Source organism: Burkholderia sp. BE12, assembly GCF_002959955.1.
Lineage (GTDB): Bacteria > Pseudomonadota > Gammaproteobacteria > Burkholderiales > Burkholderiaceae > Burkholderia.
The window spans coordinates 87,769-107,186 of sequence record NZ_PREY01000025.1; the positions used below are offsets into that span (position 1 = coordinate 87,769).

Consider the following 19,418-nt stretch of genomic DNA (forward strand, 5'->3'; position numbering starts at 1 on the left):
GGCGCCCGCGCATCGTCATCGCACGCGCTCCACCGTCAGCGCCGTACCGCCCGGCGCCTGCGCCTGCACGCGGCGGTCGTACATCGATTCGCCGTAGGCCGGCGGCGCGATGAAGCGGCCTGCGTTGCTCGCCTTGATCCGGTAGACGAACTCGCGCACGTCGGTCGTCGCGGTGCCGTAGATCACCACGCGATCCTCGCGGATATCCGCGAACTGCGGCTGCCACGTCGAGCCCTTCACGCCGATCGGCGAATGCCACGGCGCATCGGCCGCCGGCGCCGACGCACCGCCGTCTCCATTGCCGTCACCGTCCGGCGTATCGGTCACGGGCGGCGGCGCGATCACCGGATCGAAGCCGCCCGGCAGCAGGTCGACGATCGCGACGTTGCCGACGTTCGCCGAACCGGTCGCGCGAATCTTCAGATGCACGTCGATCTCCTGGCCGAGCGCGATCTTCGCAAGCGGCTTGCCGTCCGTATCCGTGTAGTCGCGCACGATCTCCAGCCCGTTCTTGATCGCCTTCGTCGACGTGCCGCGGTCGTAGCCCGACTGGCTCGCGACCCACCACGCCGGCAGCGCGCTGGCGTTCACGAAATCGACGCGCGACGCGCCGGCCGCCCACGTGCCCGAGCGCACGAGGTTCGCCTGGATCGACGACACGTCCTTCGGCGCGGCGCCCGCCCGCACTTCGTTGATCGCGAGCTGGTCGAGCTGGCCCGCGTTCGATGCCGCATACGCGTCGAGCGCGAGAATCGTCATCGCCGACGACAGCGTGTTGTAACGGTTGTCGACGAGCGGCGCGGCGAGGTTGTCCATCGCGCGCGGCGACAGCTTGCGCACGCGCTCCGGGAAGTGTTTCGCGAGCAGGTACAGCACGCTCGCATCGCGCGTCAGCGGATCGATGTAGTAGCCCGTCGAATCATCGCCGTCGGACGCGCGCTTGCGTTCGAGCAACGCCTGCGGGCCCGCGATCAGCGCGGCGGCCTCCTTGTCCTGCTTGAGCAACTGATACGACGCGGCGAGCCACGCCGCCGCGAGATCCTTGTTCCAGTCGTTCGGATAGGCCGCCTGCAGCCGCTTCTGCACGGCCGCGAGGCTGTTGGTCGTCACGTTGCCCTGGCGCGTCAGCAGGTACACCGCGTACGCGCGCTGCCGCAGCAGGTCGAGCGAGCCGAGCGAATCGTTCGCGGCGAGCCGCTGCAGATACGCGTTGCCTGCATCGAGCATGTCCTTCGGCACCGCGACGCCACGGTCGCGCGCATCAAGCAGCACGTGCATCGCATACGCGGACACGAACGGATCGGCATCGGGCGTCGCGCTCCACAGGCCGAAGCCGCCCTGCGCGTTCTGCCGGCCGCGCAACACGCCGAGGAACTGCGCGATCGCGCTCGCGTTGGCCGCATCGGCGCCGGCTTCGGGCGCGTGCATCGCGCTCGTCAGCGCGCGTACCGACAGCCATTTCGCCGCGAACAAGCGTGGCACGGCCGCGCTTACGATCTGCTCGCTGCAGAAGTGATCGAAGTTGACGAGATACGACGACAACCCTTCGGACAGCACCAGCGGCGCGGTTGAAATGCTCGCGTCGCGCGACGCGTACGCGTCGTACATCGACCGCAGGTTCGGCACGCCCGCCTTCTTGCCCGGATCGAGCCGCGCGATGTCGAGCTGCGTGCGGAACGCGGCGGCCGGCCGCACCGACACGTCGACGCGCTGCTGCGCACCCTTCGCGCCGTAGCGCGCGCCGAACGACAGCGCCCCCGAGCCCAGCGTGTCGGTCGCCTTCACGCGGAACAGCGCGACGCCTTCGTGCTGCGGCGCGAGCGCGACGTTCTGCGTCGCCGCACCGATCACCTGCAATTGCGGGCCCGTCTTCAGCGTGACCGCGACCGGCACCGGCTGGTTGCCGAGGCCCGTCAGGTTGTTCGCGACGCCGACGCTGACGTCGGCCTCGTCGCCCGGCGCGAGCGTCGTCGGCACGTTCGGCGACAGCACGAAATCGCCGCGCACCGTCGTCGCGCTCTCGAACGTGCCGACCAGGTCCGGCGACACCGACACGGCCATCACGCGCAGCTTCCCGTTGAAGTAGTCGGGCACCGTGTAGCTCAGGCGCGTCTCGCCGTTCACGTCGACGATCCCCGACCAGTAGACGACCGGCTTGTCGCGCTTGCGCTTGAACGGGTTCAGCTGGCGGCCGATCGCGTCGTCGGCGTCGCCGCCGGGCGCGGCCATCGCCATCAGCTTCTCGAAGTCCGGCAGGATCAGGTCGAGGATCTGCGACGTGCCGACTTCGAGCATCCGCTTGCGGAAGAAGAACTTCAGCGGATCGCCGAGCTTGTAGCGCGCGACCTGCAGGATGCCTTCGTCGACCGCGAACACGACGACCTTCGCGGGCTTCGCCGAATGCACGGTGAAGTTGACGGTGTCGCCCGGCTTCACGAGCGCCGGCGCATCGACGCTCACCGCGTTGCGGCGTGCGTCGAGGTTCACCGAGAACGGCACGACGCCGTAGCTCAGCGGGCTCATGAAGATTTCGTCCGACGACGGATCGCGGATGTATTGCACGTTGATGTAGCCGTTGCCTTCGAAACCGGCCGGCACCGTGATGTGCTGGATCGAGCTCGTCGTGTCCGCGTGGAACCACGCGTGCGCATACACCTTGTCGCGCTCGATCGTGATCAGGCCACTGCCCGCGTAAGGCGCGCGGATCGCGATCTCCACCTGCTCGCCCGGCTTGAAGTCGTGCTTCGCGAGGCTCACTTGCAGCTCGGCGTTGCGGTCGAGCGAACGCGTGACGTTCGCGGCGCCCGTGACCGAATACTCGATCCGGTTCACCGCGGCGCCATCGGCGCGGCGGATCACGAGCGCATAGCTGCCCGGCTTGTCGGTGCGCAGCGCGTAGTCGAGCCCGGCCGCCGAAATCGACAGCGGCTTCTCGTCGACCGGCACTTCCTTCAGCCGCGAATCGTATTTGTATGCGCCGGAATCCTGTTTGGTCAGCACCGACACGTAACGCTGCTCGACGAGCTGCGCGCGCAGGTCCTTCACGTCGATCGCCTTCGCGCCGGGGTCGATCGCGACGAGCCGCACCGTGCGCGGACTGCCGCGCTTCACGTAGCCGAGATCGTCGACCGACTTGTAGCCGACGAGCCAGTCGTTGTTCGACACGAGCGCCTGCGCGTTCGCGGCGACGTTACGGCCGCCTTCCGCTTCGTACGCCTTCGCCTGGAAGTAGAGCTGGTAGGTCGCGTCCGCGTACTTGTCGAGATCGAGATCGAACTCAGCATGGCCCTTGTCGTCGGTCGTGCCGTCCTGCAGCGTGGTCGTGTAGCCCTCCTTCGCGCGGCGTGCGTCGAAGAAGTGATAACCCTGCCAACTGCGGAACGACGGCCACACGGGGCGCAGCGTCAGCGTCGCCGCCACGCGGCGCTTCTCGGCCGGCGTGCCGAACAGGTTCTGCGCATCGACGATGCCCTTCAGCCCCTTCGGCTTCACCCACCCTTCAACGACCTGCTGCGACAGCTTCGCGCCGACCTTCATCCGGTCGGGCAGGAATTCCTTCACCTGCACCGTCGTGCTGCCGATCGGCTCGGCGCCCGGCTGGCCGTCCTTGACGATGTACAGGTTGACGGTCCACGCACCGGTCGGCGCCGTTTCGGCGGTCGTGTAGCCGAGCTCGGTGAAACCCGTCGCGTCGACGGTCACCGGTTTGCGCTCGACGGTCATCCCGCGCGGGTCGACGATCTCCGCCTGCAGCGGCACGCCGGCCGGGCTGCGCGCCCAACTGGCCGCGCGCACGATCAGGCCGATGTGGAACGGGTCGCCGGGCCGGTACAGGCCGCGATCCGAGAACAGGTACGCGGACAGTTGCCCCTGGCCCGTCGCGTTGCGTTCGCCGTCGACGTCGAAGCGCGAGAAGTCGAGCTGGCGGTCGCGGCCGGCCACCGGCAGGAACGACAGGTCGGTGTCCTTCTTCACGACGTACAGCTGCGGACGCTTCTCGCGGTCGAGCCCCTTGAACGCGGGGAAATGCACGATGCCCTCGGCGCCGGTCGTCTGCGAGAACAGCGCCTGGCCGTTCACCGCCAGCACCGACACGGTTGCGCCCGCAACCGGCTTGCCCGACCGGATCGACTGGATGAACACGTCCTGGCTGCCATCCAGCGCCTTCTTGACCAGCATCCCGAGATCGGTCACGACGATCAGGCGCGTGTCGCCGAGCGCGTTGTCGCCGTCGTCGCCATTGCCGCTGCTGTCGCCGGAATCGGCGTTGTCGGACTGATCCTGACTGCCGCCGTCGGACGATGCATCGCCGTCCTTCGCATCGTCGGCCTTCTTCTCGGCGGCAGGATCGTACTTCGACAGGTGCAGCAGGAACACGCCGCGCTTGCCGCCCTTCAGGTACTGGCCGAGATCGATGCCTTCGTAATGGGCTTTGCCGGGATCGCCGGCCGGGAATGCGCGCGTCTGCACGAAGCGCTCGACGATGTGATCCTCGCTGAACGAATACGACAGCTCGGGCCGCGCGTACGTGCCGTTGTTGAAGCTCACGAGATGCTGGATCTGGTCGGGCAGCACGCGGCCGATCTCGACCTTCATGCCCGGCAGGTTGCGCGACACGACCGACAGCCGCTTGCTGCCGCTCATCGACAGCAGCGAGCCGTCGGCCATGAAGCGCAGCAGCTTCGGATAGTCGGGCACCGTGAATACGTTCGTCACCGCCTCGCCGAGCCGATAGCCACCCGCCGATTTCAAATCGCCCTCGAACCGCACGACGACGCGCTCGCCCGGCGTCGCGTGGTACTTGAAGCTTTGCAGCGTCGCGAAGTCGTCCTCGGTCGGTACGACTTCGAGCGGCAGCGGCTTCGACTGCTTCAGCACCGCGTCGCTGACGTCGGCCAAATTCCATTCGTACGGCGGATCGTCGTCCGGCTGATCAACGCCCGGCTTGCGCTTCGGCAGCACCCACGCCTTCGCGCGCGCGGCCAGCTCGGCGCCGCGCACCCCGTCGGAGGTTTCGGCGACGAGCACCTGCTCGGGCTCGTAGCGCTCGTTGTCGACCAGGGTCGGCGCGATATTGTCGATCGACAGGCTGTACAGCCCCGGCACGCCCACCGACGCGTGCAGCACGTCCGGCGTGCCGTTGCCGCCGCGCGCGCTCTTCACGCCCTTGTCGACGTCGAGCCGCACCGACAGCGGATCCTTCGGAATCTCGAGCGGCTGCGAGTGGACCCATGCGCTCGTCTTCATCTTGTCGTAGTTGACCGTGTAGCGCAGCGGCGACACGGTCTTGCCGTCGCGGCCGACCAGCACGAGGCCGATGCGCTTCTCGAACTCGGCCGGATCGACCGGGTAGTTGAAATGCAACTGCAGCAGCGCCTGCTTCTCCGCCGGATTGTCGGGGTTCTGATAGAACTCGTTGTTGCCGAACGTCGCGGCGAATGCCGGTACGTCGAACGCGAAACGGTCGTCGTGCATCGTCACCTGCGGCGCGAACACCCGATGCACGGCGAAGCGCACCTCGACGTGCGCGCCGACCGGCCAGTCGGCCGCCGGCGTGAAGCGCAGCGTCTTGTCGTCGGCCCACTCCCACGCGCCCTTCAGCGCGGGCGTCATCTCGATGCCGTCGCCGGCCGGCTTGCCGACCCGTTCGATCGGCGCGGCCGATTGCGAGAACGCCACCTCCAGCGGATGCACGGTGATCTTCGGCTTGTCGGTGTCGTCGACCTCGTAGGTCGTGATCGCCGGCGCCTTCACGGTGAAGCCGACGGTTTCGGGCTCCGGCGGCTTGGGGCGATGCTTGAACCAGTAGCCGCCGTAACCGAGCGCGGCCGCGAGCAGCACGATGCCGCCGGCATGCCACGGGCGGCGGCGCACGGCCGCGGCGGTGACGCCCATCCACGCGGGCGCCGTCCACGACACGTTGCCGACCAGCGGCCGCAGCGCACAGCCGAGCAGCCACCAGACGAAACCCGCCACGCGAATCGGCAGGAGCAGCAGGAAGCGCAGCAAATCCATTTTGTTATTTCCTTGTCAAGGACATGCTGCCCAAGCGGCAACCTTCCCCGAATTGTTATGGGTCTGTGACGGCGCGGCCCGGTTGCGCCGTGAATACTTGATATGTTCGACCGGATGCTGGGCGCCATTATCGACCAGACCCGAAACGATGGAAATATCGGCGTGCCGGCGCGCAACGCCTGCCGACCACCAGCCGGGCGGGCGGATTTCCGCGGGCGACGCGCCGCCGTCCGACCTCCGCACGCGGTCGCGCAGCGTTCGCTAGAATGCGCGGCTCGGCAGGATCGAATCGAAATGAAAGGAAACCGCTTGAAACTCCCGTTCGAATGGCAGATCGGGCTGCGCTACGCGCGCGGCGGCCGGCGCTCGGCCGGCGACGGCTTCGTATCGTTCATCGCCGGCGCCGCGATGGCCGGCATCGCACTCGGCGTGGCCGCGCTGATCGTCGTGCTGTCGGTGATGAACGGCTTTCGCACCGAGGTGCGCGACCGGATGCTGTCGGTGCTCTCGCACGTGGAAATCTTCTCGCCGTCCGGCTCGATGCCCGACTGGCGGCTGACCGCGCACGAATCGTTGCAGAATGCTGCGGTGCGTGCCGTCGCGCCCTATGTCGACGCGCAGGCGCTGCTGACGAACGCGGGCAACGTGACGGGCGTCGCACTGCGCGGCATCGATCCCGTGCTCGAGCCGCGCGTGTCCGAGATCGCGCGCAAGCTGAAGACGGGCCGTCTCGACGCGCTCGTGCCGGGCGAGATGGGCATCGTGCTCGGCGCCGCGCTCGCCGACGCGCTGCACGTGACGATCGGAGACCGCGTCACGTTCTTCGCGCCCGGCAATACCGCGCGCCTGGGCGATGCGCTGCCGCGGTTCCGCCAGTTCAACGTGGTCGGCACGTTCGAATCGGGCCACTACCAGTACGACAGCTCGCTCGCGTACATCCACCTCCGCGACGCGCAGCAACTGTTCAACGTGCCCGCGCCGACCGGCATCCGGCTGCGCGTCGACGATCTGCAGCGCGCGCCCGACATCGCATTCGCACTGTCGCGCACGCTGTCGGGCAACCTCTATATCCGCGACTGGACACGGCAGAATCGCACGTGGTTCGAAGCCGAGCGGCTGCAGAAACGGATGCTGTCGCTGATCCTGATGCTGATCGTCGCGGTCGCCGCGTTCAACCTCGTGTCGTCGCTCGTGATGACGGTCACGCAGAAGCAGGGCGACATCGCGATCCTGCGCACGCTCGGCGCACCGCCCCGCGCGATCATGAAGATCTTCGCGATCCAGGGGATGACGATCGGCCTCGCCGGCACGCTGGCGGGCGTCGCGCTCGGCTGCGCGATCGCGGTGAGCATCCCGGTCGTGCTGCCGGCGATCGAGCAGGTGCTCGGCATCCGGTTCCTGACGCCGTCCGTATATTTCCTCAGCTCGCTGCCGTCGAGGCTCTCGGCGATCGACGTGATCGAGATCGCGGCGGCCGCGTTCCTGATGTCGTGCGTCGCGACGCTGTACCCGAGCTGGCGCGCCGCGCGGGTGCGGCCGGCCGAGGCGCTGCGCGACGAGTAGGCGCGACCGGCGCGGCGTTACGCGATCTCGTGGAAGCCGACGCTGTTGCCGCCGTCCGGCGCGTACGCGGCGAGCACGTCGAAGCCGACGTTGACGAGTTCCACCCGCATGCCGTAGGACTTCTTGCCGGATGAGTCGACGAAAATCGCCGCGCCCGACGACAACTGGCGTGCCGTGTCCAGCAGCGCAAGCGTGCCGCGCGCACTGCCGACGGAGGGCGCGATCGTCAGCGTCGTGCCGTCCTGCGTGGTGAAGTGCCCGCCGGGCGGCACGGGCGGCGGGTTGTCCGCGACCGACCGGTTGAGCAGGCTCATGAAATGAAAGCGTGCATCGGCGCCCTGGCTCGCCGCCGCGCGATCGCCGTCCGTGAACGTGTCGCCGCGCACGGCCGCGCCTTGTGCGGCGATATCGACGGCCTGCTCGTGAAAAGCGCGCGTCGCGAGCACGAGGCCGGCGTTCGCGTTCAGCATCGACTCGATCCATGCGCGATCGCCGTCCGTCAGCGTCTTCGACACGACCTTGATCCGGCCGTCGTCGGTCATGAAGTCGAACGGTGCATCGGCCAGATCCGGGCGCTTCGCCACGATGTCCTGAAGGCTCGTCGCGAGCGCGTCGGTGACGCCGCGCAGCTTCATCGACAGGTCGCCCACCATCGATAACTGTTTCGTCATCGCCGCCTGCATCGCTTCCGGATCGAGTGCCCGGACGCTGAGCGGCTGGTCTTGCAGCGCTCCGGACGCGGCCGTGTCCGTCTTCCGGCGCCCGTCGAGCGCCGCCTGCGCCATGTGTGCGAGCGAAAGGCCGCCCGCCGCCGTGACCGGAATCGTCATTGCCCTCTCTCTCGTTTTGAGCCTGTTTTTCGCTGTTTACGGATGGATTTCAGGGAAGTTGAGATCGCCCGCCGCCCGCACAGAGAAACTTTGTTTGACCCAAACTAAAAAAGTTTGACACGAGCATTTCACTGAGATAACTTTTGCGCAAGCTTCCGGAAAGCAATCCGGCCAGCGTGCCGACTCGTGTCGCGCTTTCCTGCCGTTGCAGCACCGTCGTTCGCAACATTCCCGCCTCATCGCATCGTGCCGTTCCGTTTCATCCGAAACCTGAAGGAAGCTCGGGCATGCCCGCATTTGATTCGCACTCCTGTATTCATGGCGTTCGCAGCGAACCGCTGCACTGACGATTGCCGTTCGGGGCGATGCACTCGCCTCGGTACCCGCCGGATGCGCGCCGCCTGACGCGCGCCGGTCCCATGCGAGCGTCCCATACGTCTCGCCCGCCGTTTTTGATGGTGCAGTTCCGCTTCATCCGACGCAGCACCCGGCCAGGCCGCAGGGGGCGTATCGCGAGCCGGCCGGTTCCAGACAAACACAAGAGACGAGGTCGATTCAATGAACATTCATCGAACCGGAGTGCGGCGCGCGTGGCTGCCCGCGCTCGTGGCGGCCGCGACGCTCGCCGCGTGCGGCGGCGACGACGGCGGCAGCGTGGCGGGCGTGTCAGCGCTCGCGCAGGGCCAACAGGCAGGGGCCGCCGCCGCGGCCGATACACCCGATACGCAATCGTTCGCGTCGCACTTTTCGCCGTCCGGCGTCCCGTACGCGAACCCCGCGAGCAACGGGCGCTACAAGCCGGTGATCAGCAACGGCCAGGTGCAGCCGTCGCTGTCGGGCGGCACGATCGAGGAGAACGCGTGGGTCGACACGCCGGTCGATTCCGACGGCGACGGCACGCGCGACCGCATCCACGTGCGCATCGTGCGGCCGTCCGAAACCGCGAACGGCGCGCGCACGCCGGTCATCGTGCTCGCGAGCCCGTATTACGCGGGGCTCGCCGACAGCCCCGACCACGACGTCGACGTCGAACTCGACGGCACGCCGCATCCGGCCGCGGCGGCCGGCGCCGCGGCATCGGCGTCCACCCGCATCCTGGCCGCCGCGCCGCAGTCGCGGATGCTGCAGCAGGTCGAGGCCGCCGCGGCCGGCCGCTCGTGGATCGAAAGCTACTTCGTGCCGCGCGGCTTCACGATCGTCTACGCGGATTCGCTCGGCACCGCCGGCTCGGACGGCTGCCCGACGATCCTGACGCGCGACGAATCGGTCGCGATGGCATCGGTGATCCGCTGGCTCGGCCGCGATGCGACCGCGAAGGACGCGAACGGCAAGACGGTCGTCGCGAACTGGTCGACCGGCCACGTCGGCATGTACGGCGTGTCGTACGACGGCACGCTGCCGAAGATGGTCGCGAGCCTGCGCACGCGCGGGCTCGACGCGATCGTGCCGATCGCCGGGCTGTCGAACATGTACGGCTACTACCGCTCGGGCGGCCTCGTGCGCGCGCCGGAAGGCTATCAGGGCGAGGATGTCGACGTGTACATCAAGGCGCTGCTGACGAACGCGCATCCGGAGCGCTGCACGCACCTGATCGACGAAGCGCTGCAGCAGGAAGACCGCAAGACCGGCGACTATTCGCCGTTCTGGGCCGCGCGCGACATTCCGACCGCGTTCGCGGTCGCGCCGGCGCTCGTCGCGCAGGGGCTCACCGACGACAACGTGCGCGTCGACCAGTCGACGTCGTGGTATCTGGCGATGCGACGCCAGGGTGTGCCGACCCAGCTGTGGCTGCATCGCCTGAAACACACCGATCCAACCCGTGTGCCGGCGATGGCCGACGCATGGACCGCGGAGGTGAACCGGTGGTTCACGCGCTACCTGATCGGCTATGACAACGGCGTCGAGCACGATCCGCGCGCGGTGATCGCGCAGGCGGACGGCACGCTGCTGAAGGAAGCCGACTGGGCCGCGCGGCACGCCACGCCAGTCACGTACTTCGCGGGCGGCGACGGCGCCGGCACCGGCACGCTGCTGCGGCTGCCGAGCGGCGGCCCGCTCGCACGCTTCACCGACGATGCGCGCATTCCCGCACTCACGCTGGCGAACACGCCGACGGGCGAAAACCGCAGCCGCTTCGAGACGGCCCCGCTGACGGCCGCGACGCGCCTGTCCGGCGCCGCGACCGCGCGCGTCCGGCTGACCTTCACGGGCGTCGCGAACGTGACGGCACTGCTGGTCGACCGCGCGCCGGACGGCACGGCAACGATCGTCACGCGCGCGTGGACCGACCCGCGCAACCGGTTGTCCGAGTGGGTGTCGCAACCCGTGCTGCCCGGCATGCCGTACGACCTGAAGCTGACGTTCATGCCGCGCGACTACAAGCTGGAAGCCGGCCACCGGCTGGGGCTCGTCGTCCTCTCCAGCGACTACGAGGCGACGCTGCGGCCGACGCCCGGCACGGGCCTGACGCTCGATCCGGCCGGCACGTCGGTGACGGTGCCGCTGGCGTCGTCGGCGGCGGGCGCCTAGTCGTGCGCCGGCTGCCGGCGTAACGACACCACTGCCCCGCCTGCATGCGTGTCGATGCGGGCGGGGGAATCGCTGCACGAAGATAGTGCAAGGTCGATCGTCTGAAATCGTGCCGAGCGACGAGCGCAATCCGTTCGGCCGGGTCGATCTCGACGCCGACAAGCCCGCGAACCTGCCGGATTTCTACCGGGTATTCAGCAAACAGGCGGACTGACTCGACGCCGCCGCCCGACGCTCACACCGGCGTCAACACCGGCTGCCCGGCGAAATGCCGCGCCGCGTTGTCGAGAAACTGCCGCACCGAACGATCGAGCGCCTCGGGTGACCAGCCGCCCATGTGCGGCGTCAGCACGACGCTGTCGAGCTCCGTCAGCGCACGCGGCGGCTCCGGTTCGCCTTCGTACACGTCGAGCCCCGCGCCCGCGATGCGGCGTTCGCGCAGCGCATCTGCCAAAGCAGCGGTATCAACAACACTGCCGCGCGACACGTTGACGATAAAGCCGCCGGGGCCGAGCGCGTCGAGCACGGTGCGATCGATCAGGTGCCGCGTGCCCGCGCCGCCCGGCGTCGCGACGATCAGGAAATCGGCCCACCGCGCGAGTGCGTCGATCCGGTCGAAATAGCGGTACGGCCCCGGCTTCTCCGACCGGTTGTGATAGCCGATCTCGATGTCGAAGCCGGCCGCGCGACGCGCGCACTTCTCGCCGATCTTGCCGAGCCCGACGATGCCGAGCTTCTTGCCCGACACGTTCGGCGGCATCGACAGCCCGTCGCGCCACACGCCCGCGCGGGTTGTCGCATCGAGTTGCACGACGTTGCGCACCGCCGCGAGCAGCAGCGCGAACGCGTGATCGGCGACGCAGTCGTCGTTGGTGCCGGCGCCCGTGACCACGGCAATGCCGCGTGCCTTCGCGTGCGCGACATCGATGTGCTCGTAGCCCGCGCCGAGCGCGCTGACGAACGTGAGCCGCGGCAGCCGGTCGATCTCGGCGGCGGTCAACCCCGTGCTGCCGTTGGTCAGCACCGCTCGAATCGTGCTGCCATGTTCGGCGATCGCGCGTTCGCGCTCGTCGGGCGTCGGGGCGTAACGCACGTCGAACGACGCGGCGATCTCGCGATGCGCGTCGCCGCGCAGCGCGATGAGGACCAGCAGCTCGGGCTTCATGTCAGCAAATGTCCGCAGGCGGAGAACGAATTTCAGTGTAACAAGCCCGCATGACGGGTGCGGGTTATCCCCACACCGGCTGTGGACACGCCGCCGCACGCGGTTTGCCAAAGCCGGCTCAGTCAAGTAACTTTCGGCGTACGCCCCCGTCCTGGAGATTGGCCCCGATGAAGCTCGCCCTGCCCGCCCGGATCCTGGGCCTCGCGTTCGCCGCCGCCTTCGCGGCGCCCGGCGCGCACGCCGACACGCCCGTCGTGGTGTCGTCGAAGATCGACACCGAAGGCAACCTGCTCGGCAACCTCATTTCGCAGGTGCTGAAGGCCCACGGCATTCCCGTCACCGAAAAGATCGCGCTCGGCACGACGCCGATCGTGCGCAAGGCGCTCACGAGCGGCGAGATCGACATCTACCCCGAATACACGGGCAACGCCGCGTTCTTCTTCAACAAGGCCGACGATCCGGTGTGGAAGAACGCGAGCCAGGGCTACGACACCGCGAAGAAGCTCGACTACGCGGCGAACCATCTCGTGTGGCTCGCACCGGCGCCCGCGAACAACACGTGGGGCGTCGCGCTGCTCGCGCCCGTCGCGCAGTCGCAGCACCTGAAGACCTTCTCCGACTTCGGCAAGTGGGTGGCCGGCGGCGGCAAGGTGAAGCTCGCGGCGTCGGCCGAATTCGTGAACAGCGCGTCCGCGCTGCCGTCGTTCGAGAAAGCGTACGGCTTCAAGCTGAAGCCCGAGCAGCTCGTCGTGCTGTCCGGCGGCGACACGGCCGCGACGATCAAGGCCGCCGCGAACCAGACCGACGGCGTGAACGCCGCGATGGTCTACGGCACCGACGGCGGCATCGCCTCGAGCGGCCTCGCGGTGCTCGACGACGACAAGCACGTGCAGCCCGTCTACGCGCCGGCGCCGGTGATCCGCGAAGCCGTGCTGAAAGCGCATCCGCAAATCGCCGAGTATTTGAAGCCCGTGTTCGCGAGCCTCGACCTGAAGACGCTGCAATCGCTGAACGCCCGCATCCAGCTCAACGGCGAGCCGGCTGGCGGCGTCGCGAAAAGCTACCTGAAATCGAAGGGTTTCGTGAAATGACGGAGGGCGCGGCAGCGTCCGCGCGGCGCGTCACGCTCGACAAGGTCGGCATCCTGATCGGCGTACTGACGATCGTCGCCGTGTTCGGTCTGTCGTTCGCGGTGCTGCGGCCGAACCGGATCGCGGCCGGCACCGGGCTATCGGTGTTCGCCGCGCTGCCGGCGATGCAGGGCGCGGCGCTCGCCGCGCTATGGACCGTCGGCGCGCTGTGGGCGATGACGGCGAGCCGTCCCGCGTGGCGGCTCGCGGCCGGGTGCGTGGGGCTCGCGACGCTCGCGTATGCGGTCGGCGCGGCCGCGACGCATGTCGTCGCGCCCGACGACATGCTGGCCCGCGTGTCGCCCGACGCCGGCGTCTGGCTGCTGCTGTTCGCGTGGGCGGTGCTCATCGCCGACGCGCTCGCGCGCCTCGCGTTCGGCCCGTGGCGGCGCCTCCTCGCGCTCGCCGTCGCGATCGCGGCGGTTTCCGTGCCGCTCGCGAGCGGCTGGTGGGACGGCCTCTCCGTGATGCGCGAATACGCGGTGCGCAGCGACGATTTCTGGCGCGAAGCGATCCGTCACGTGTCGCTCGCGGGCGGCTCGGTCGCCGCCGCGCTCGTCGCGGGCGTGCCGCTCGGCATCGCATGCGCGCGCGTCGCGACGGTGCGCACCGTCGCGATGCCCGTGCTCAATATCGTGCAGACGATCCCCAGCATCGCGATGTACGGGCTGATGATGGCGCCGCTCGGCCTGCTCGCCGCGCACGTGCCGCTCGCGGCCGAACTCGGCATCCGCGGCATCGGCGTCGCGCCGGCCGTGCTCGCGCTGTTCCTTTACTCGCTGCTGCCGATCGCATCGAGCGTCGTGGTCGGGCTCGGACAGGTGCCGCCGCACGTAACCGAAGCGGCGCGCGCGATGGGCATGACACGCACCCAGCGGCTGCTGCGCGTCGATCTCGTGCTCGCGCTGCCGGTGATCCTGAGCGGCGTGCGCATCGTGCTCGTACAGAACATCGGCCTGACCGCGGTTGCCGCGCTGATCGGCGGCGGCGGATTCGGCACGTTCATCTTCCAGGGGATCGGGCAATCGGCCGCCGATCTCGTGCTGCTCGGCGCGATCCCGACGATCGCGCTCGCACTGGCGGCCGCCGTCGTGTTCGAAGCCGCGACGTCGCTCGCGAAGGGGCGTGCAGGATGATCGAGATCGAACGGGTCGGCAAACGCTTCGGCGACGTGGTCGCCGTCGACGACGTATCGCTGACGATGCAGCGCGGCACGATCACCGCGCTCGTCGGCGCATCGGGCAGCGGCAAGTCGACGCTCCTGCGCATGATCAACCGGCTGATCGCGCCGACCAGCGGCACGATCCGCATCGACGGCGTCGATACGGCGACCGTTGCGCCCGAGCAGCTGCGCCGTGGCATCGGCTACGCGATCCAGGGGCACGGGCTGTTTCCGCACTGGAGCGTCGCGCGCAACATCGCGACCGTGCCGCGCCTGCTCGACTGGCCGGCCGCCCGTATCGACGCGCGCGTGAACGAACTGCTCGACCTGTTCCATCTCGCGCCGGCCGAATTCGCGGGCAAGCTGCCGCACGAACTGTCGGGCGGCCAGCAGCAGCGCGTCGGCGTGGCGCGCGCGCTTGCGGCCGAGCCCGCGATGCTGCTGATGGACGAACCGTTCGGCGCGCTCGATCCGATCATCCGCAACAAGGCGCAGGACGACCTGTTCGCGCTGCAGCGCCGCCTCGGCATCACGGTCGTGATCGTCACGCACGACATCGAGGAAGCGCTGAAGCTCGGCGACACGATCGCTGTGATGGACGACGGCCGGCTGCTGCAGGTCGCGCCGCCTGCCGAGATTCTCGGCAGGCCGGCAGCGGGTGTCGTCGAGCAGCTCGTCGCGGGCGTCGACCGTCCGCTGCGCCTGCTCGCGCTGACGCCGATCGACGCAGTGGCCGAAGCCGGCCACGCCGACGGCGAGCCGATCGCGGCGACGCGCACGCTGCGCGATGCGGTGTCCGAATTGTTGTGGCGCGGTGTCGATGCGCTGCCCGTCGACGATGCAGCCAACGGCAACGCACACGGCCCCCGCCGCATCACGCTCGACGCGATTCGCTCGCACGCGAGGCAGCCCGCATGACGACGCTCGGCAGCATGCGGCCCAAGCGGTCTTCGCTTCCCGCGTACGTCGCCCGCGCGGCCGCGCTCGCGCTGCTGCTCGTGTTGCTGTTGCGCCCCGCGTGGCTGCAGGGTCTGTTCGCGCCGTTCGCGGACAACGGCGCGCCGGTGATCTACGATCGCGCGAGCCTGCTCGATCTCACGCTCGCGCATCTCGGCACGGTCGCGCTGTCGAGCCTGATCGGCACGATCGTCGCGGTCGCGGCCGGCATCGCGGTCACGCGGCGGTTCGGCGCGGATTTCCTGCCGCTCGCGCGCAGCGTCGTCGATATCGGCCAGACCTTCCCGCCGGTCGCCGTGCTCGCGCTCGCCGTGCCGGCAGTCGGCTTCGGCTTGAAACCCGTGCTGATCGCGCTCGTGCTGTACGGGCTCCTGCCGATTTTCGAAAGCACGATCGCGGGGCTCGAGGACGTCCCGCGCGACGTCGTCGACGCCGCGCGCGGGATGGGAATGAGCGGCTGGCAGCAACTGGTGTCCGTCGAGCTGCCGCTCGCGTTCCCGGTGATCGTCAACGGCATCCGCCTCGCGGTCGTGATCAATCTCGGCACCGCGACGATCGGCTCGACGGTCGCCGCGCGCGGGCTCGGCGACGTGATCATCGCGGGCCTGCAGACATCGAACACCGCGTTCGTGCTGCAAGGCGGCGTGATCGTCGGCTTGCTCGCGGTGCTCGTCAGCGACGCCATCGGCGCGATTGCGCGGGTGGCGAGCGCGCGGCGCGCCTAGCATCCGTCACGGAATTTTTCGAAGGAGCCACCATGTCTGTCCTGGACGCCGGCCCGTTTTTTCATGGCACGAAAGCGAATTTGCGGATCGGTGATTTGCTGACAGCGGGCTTCAGATCGAATTATCGGAACGACGTGGTGATGAACCACGTTTATTTCACGGCCCTACCGAAAGGCGCCGGTCTGGCTGCGGAAATGGCCAAAGGCGACGGCCGGCCGCGCGTTTACATCGTCGAGCCCACCGGGGAATTCGAAAACGACCCGAACGTCACGGACAAGAAATTCCCCGGCAATCCGACGCGATCGTATCGAAGCACACTGCCTTTGAAGATCGTCGGCGAACTCGATAGCTGGGAATCCTACGATCCGGCGTTCATCCAGCAACTCAGAAGCCGAATCGAAACCGGCATCGGCGAGATCATCAACTAGCGATCCGTTCGGCCGATTCGCGAACAAAGCCGGGATGGCGGCCAACGGAACACGCGAGGCAACGACACGCCCGCGTACCGTGGGAGGAGTCGCACGACAGGACGAAAGCGCCGCATCTATCCGGACTCCGATGCGTGTGCGTGCAACGATCAGCTGGTCGGCCCCGCCCGAATCGACACAAGCCTACATCGCGCTTTCATTCGAGCCGGCGCTCGACCATCGGCGACGATTGGCCGATATACTATGCGCCTCCCATTTCCCCGCATTCCACCATGCGACGACGGTTTCTCTGGCTGATCGTGCTCTCGTTCGGCATCGCGCAACAGGCATGGGCGCAGCAAGCACCCGCGGTGCCTGCATCCGCGTCCGACGCGCTGGCATCGGCGCCGACTGCCGCCTCCGCGCCGCTCGCGAGCGACAACGTTCAGCCGAACGAAGCAAACCGCCGCATCACGTCCTACCTGACGAAGAAATTCGGCGTCGCGAAGGAACGGGCGGCGAAGCTCGCCGATATCGTGAGCGTGACCGCGACGAAATATTCGCTGCCTCCGGCCCTCGTTTACGCGATCATTTCGATCGAATCGCGCTTCCAGGAAAAGGCGCGCGGCCAGCACGGCGCGACCGGGTTGATGCAGGTCGTGCCCGCCGCGCACCGCGGCATGCTGCGCAACGTGAAGGATCTCACCGAGCCGAATGCGAACGTCGAAGCCGGCTCGCGCATTCTGTCGGGCTACGTGAAAGCGGCCGGCGGCAACGTGCAGGCCGGGCTGAAGAGCTACAGCGGCGGATCCAGTGCGTATGCGGCGAAGGTCATGCAGCGGGTCGAATCGTTCCGGTTCGTGCTCGAACCCGAGGACGGCGCGAAAGCCACCACCGATACGAACGCGCACATGATGCCGGTCAGCGATCCGTCCGGCTCTGCGCCCGCCGCGAACCGCAACGCGAAGTAAGCAATGGGCACTCGCGCTCAGAGCAGCGCGACGTCGACCTTGGGCACCATGGGCGCAATACGCATGACGCGTTCGGCCTGCGCTCGCACGTACTCGGCGATGCGATGTACCCACGCACGCTCGTCGCCCACATAGACGCCCGACTCCGCCAGCCTGGGAGCCAGTTCCGCAGCCAGCGTCGCCATCCGCGCCATCTCACGCGCAACGAGCGCCGGCCGAATCCGCACGCGATGCGCGAAATCGGCGAGCGCGAAAGCGGTCAGCTCCTCGGTGCGGAACACGTCTCCGTACGCCATCGCCATGTCCTGCACATAAGCGTCGCCGTACACGTTCACGCACACCAGATCGTAAAACGGCGCCGGCTCGAGCCCGCCGCTGCTGACGAAAAACGAAATGTTCTTGCCATGCGCGTCGCTGTTGCCGATCAACAATTGCAGCAACGCCCAGCGCAGCATGGCCGAGCGCGCGGCAGCGGGTGTCTCCAGAGACGACGTCAGCGAAAACAGCTTCTCGAAGCTCACGCCTTCACGGATATTGCGCACGTCCGCGTTGTTGCCGAGATTGCGTTCGTATTTGAGCGTCGCCGGCAAGTCGAGGGCCTGGCATCCATCGATGACATGAAGCCGCCGCACAGCGCTCACGCGCCGCGGATCGTCCGGGTCGGTCGTCACGAGCCGGTCGAATCGTTCGATCAGCAGAATGGGCTCCGGGATACGTCGAATCTCGACAGGCGCGACCGGCAAACCCATGCGGGCCGCCAGCGTCATGCAGAAATGCTCGTTGGCGACCATGAACGGCGCGTTCGGACTGCGCGACTCGGGCTTCAGAATATGCGAGCTGCTCAGCGCCCCGTCCACGAGCGCGAACTGCTCACCTTCGACGAGCACCTGCAGCTTGTCCTGATGACCGGCGATCGACAGGCGCACCCGATCGTCCCAGACGGAAAACGGGATCGCATCGCGCTTGCGGATACGGTCGACCAGTTCCTCCGCGGAGACCGGTCGGCGCACGGGTTCGAGAGATTCCGCCGCCCGCCCGGCCTCGTCGTCGTCCGGAACGAAGCTCAACGCACCGACGGGCTCCTTGCCGAGCATCCGGATCAGGCCGAAGACGTTGTCCTTCGATATCTGATACATCGATGCGGCCACATCGAGTGCGCGGCCCTCGGGGAGCAGATTGCCCACGAAGCGCTGGAGCGCGCCCGCCGGCGGCGTGCCGCCATCGAGCGGAATGCACGGCGACAACGCAAACGCGTCTGTCCGCGCGAGCCACGCCGGATCGCAGGAAAAACCGTAGTCGTCGCGGCGGGCATCGTAAGTCAGTTCCCCGACCGGCGAGCCGTCAGCCGAAATCCGCAGGCGATGGATCATCACGCGCCCTCGGGCGAACCGGACGAGCCTGGCGAAGCGGCACGTACCGTCGCGTGATCGCGCACGGCATTGCGCGCCACCTGAACGTCGCGTTTCGGCACGACGAGCAAATTCAGGCCGAAGCCGTCCAGCACCTTGAACAGCTTGTCGAGACTCACCGCGCGCCCGTTTTCGAGGCGCGACAGTACGTCCTTGGAGACGCCGAGCATGTCGGCCGCATCGTCGATCCGCATCTGGTTCTGCGCGCGCCGGTTGCGCACGAGCGCCCCCAAGGCGGCGAGAGTCGGTGCGAGTGGGTCGGGTGTCGCGACGGGTTGCGGTAAGGTGCGGGCCATAATTCCGGAATTTCAGGAACAAAGCGCCGTCGAAGGTCGATCGACGACATAGTTACGAGAATATCGGAATTATAGGAGCTCGCCAGCCAGATCGCCAATTGTTCTTATATTTCAGGAATAAAAACACCAAAGACCGGCAGCACCTCATTATTCTCATATTTCAGGAACTATAAACGCGTGCGACGGCACATCCGTGCCGCCGCGCCCGCCGGGTTTGCCGGATCACCTCCCTCGTGCCTTGATCCGGCCCCCTCTGATC

Annotated in this window: 13 protein-coding genes; 8 read left to right on the forward strand and 5 right to left on the reverse strand. The window is 67.9% G+C overall.

The features are described 5' to 3' along the window. Positions 1 to 15: 15 nt before the first annotated feature. A complete protein-coding gene (locus C4B30_RS25190) occupies positions 16 to 6,015 on the reverse strand; it encodes an alpha-2-macroglobulin (RefSeq protein ID WP_089500547.1) in 6,000 nt (1,999 codons plus the stop codon). 294 nt (positions 6,016 to 6,309) lie between these two features. Here C4B30_RS25190 and C4B30_RS25195 point away from each other — a divergent pair, with 294 nt between their 5' ends. After that, positions 6,310 to 7,578, forward strand: coding sequence for a lipoprotein-releasing ABC transporter permease subunit (locus C4B30_RS25195; RefSeq protein WP_089500548.1), 1,269 nt, complete (start codon positions 6,310 to 6,312; stop codon positions 7,576 to 7,578). Positions 7,579 to 7,595: 17 nt separating this feature from the next. Here the strand turns inward: C4B30_RS25195 and C4B30_RS25200 are convergent, their stop codons facing one another. Further along, entirely contained in the window at positions 7,596 to 8,408 is an 813-nt protein-coding gene (locus C4B30_RS25200) for a hypothetical protein (protein ID WP_105133123.1), read from the reverse strand. A 558-nt stretch (positions 8,409 to 8,966) separates the two neighbouring features. Between C4B30_RS25200 and C4B30_RS25210 the strand changes: the two genes are divergently transcribed. Further along, a complete protein-coding gene (locus C4B30_RS25210) occupies positions 8,967 to 10,937 on the forward strand; it encodes a Xaa-Pro dipeptidyl-peptidase (protein ID WP_089500551.1) in 1,971 nt (656 codons plus the stop codon). A gap of 235 nt (positions 10,938 to 11,172) precedes the next feature. Here C4B30_RS25210 and C4B30_RS25220 read toward each other — a convergent pair whose 3' ends face one another. Then, positions 11,173 to 12,102 (reverse strand): 2-hydroxyacid dehydrogenase, encoded by a 930-nt coding sequence (locus tag C4B30_RS25220; protein WP_089500552.1) that lies wholly within the window; start codon positions 12,100 to 12,102, stop codon positions 11,173 to 11,175. A 167-nt stretch (positions 12,103 to 12,269) separates the two neighbouring features. On the opposite strand from C4B30_RS25220, the gene osmF reads away from it, so the two are divergent. The 6 genes from osmF to C4B30_RS25250 all read left to right on the forward strand — a co-directional run bounded on the left by osmF (position 12,270) and on the right by C4B30_RS25250 (position 17,454). Then, a complete protein-coding gene (gene osmF / locus C4B30_RS25225) occupies positions 12,270 to 13,193 on the forward strand; it encodes a glycine betaine ABC transporter substrate-binding protein OsmF (protein WP_089500553.1) in 924 nt (307 codons plus the stop codon). After that, on the forward strand, positions 13,190 to 14,368 hold the full coding sequence (locus tag C4B30_RS25230) for an ABC transporter permease (RefSeq protein WP_089500554.1): 1,179 nt from the start codon (positions 13,190 to 13,192) through the stop codon (positions 14,366 to 14,368). Before osmF ends, C4B30_RS25230 begins: the two co-directional genes overlap by 4 nt. Then, positions 14,365 to 15,312 carry an ABC transporter ATP-binding protein gene (locus C4B30_RS25235; protein ID WP_089500555.1) on the forward strand — a complete coding sequence of 316 codons (948 nt, stop codon included), beginning with the start codon at positions 14,365 to 14,367 and terminating at the stop codon, positions 15,310 to 15,312. Before C4B30_RS25230 ends, C4B30_RS25235 begins: the two co-directional genes overlap by 4 nt. Beyond that, positions 15,309 to 16,076, forward strand: a complete 768-nt coding sequence (locus C4B30_RS25240) for an ABC transporter permease (protein WP_089500556.1) — start codon at positions 15,309 to 15,311, stop codon at positions 16,074 to 16,076. Before C4B30_RS25235 ends, C4B30_RS25240 begins: the two co-directional genes overlap by 4 nt. Positions 16,077 to 16,108: 32 nt before the next feature. Then, positions 16,109 to 16,504: an NAD(+)--rifampin ADP-ribosyltransferase gene (gene arr, locus C4B30_RS25245; RefSeq protein WP_089500557.1), complete on the forward strand. Its 396-nt coding sequence runs from the start codon at positions 16,109 to 16,111 to the stop codon at positions 16,502 to 16,504. Between the two features lie 272 nt (positions 16,505 to 16,776). Next, positions 16,777 to 17,454, forward strand: coding sequence for a lytic transglycosylase domain-containing protein (locus C4B30_RS25250; protein ID WP_089500558.1), 678 nt, complete (start codon positions 16,777 to 16,779; stop codon positions 17,452 to 17,454). A gap of 17 nt (positions 17,455 to 17,471) precedes the next feature. On the opposite strand, the gene C4B30_RS25255 is transcribed toward C4B30_RS25250, so the two are convergent. Then, on the reverse strand, positions 17,472 to 18,824 hold the full coding sequence (locus C4B30_RS25255) for a HipA domain-containing protein (protein WP_089500559.1): 1,353 nt from the start codon (positions 18,822 to 18,824) through the stop codon (positions 17,472 to 17,474). After that, the gene (locus C4B30_RS25260; protein WP_089500560.1) at positions 18,824 to 19,159 is read right to left on the reverse strand and encodes a helix-turn-helix domain-containing protein; all 336 of its coding nucleotides are present in this window, start codon (positions 19,157 to 19,159) and stop codon (positions 18,824 to 18,826) included. The genes C4B30_RS25255 and C4B30_RS25260 overlap by 1 nt, the downstream gene beginning before the upstream one ends. Positions 19,160 to 19,418 lie beyond the last annotated feature (259 nt).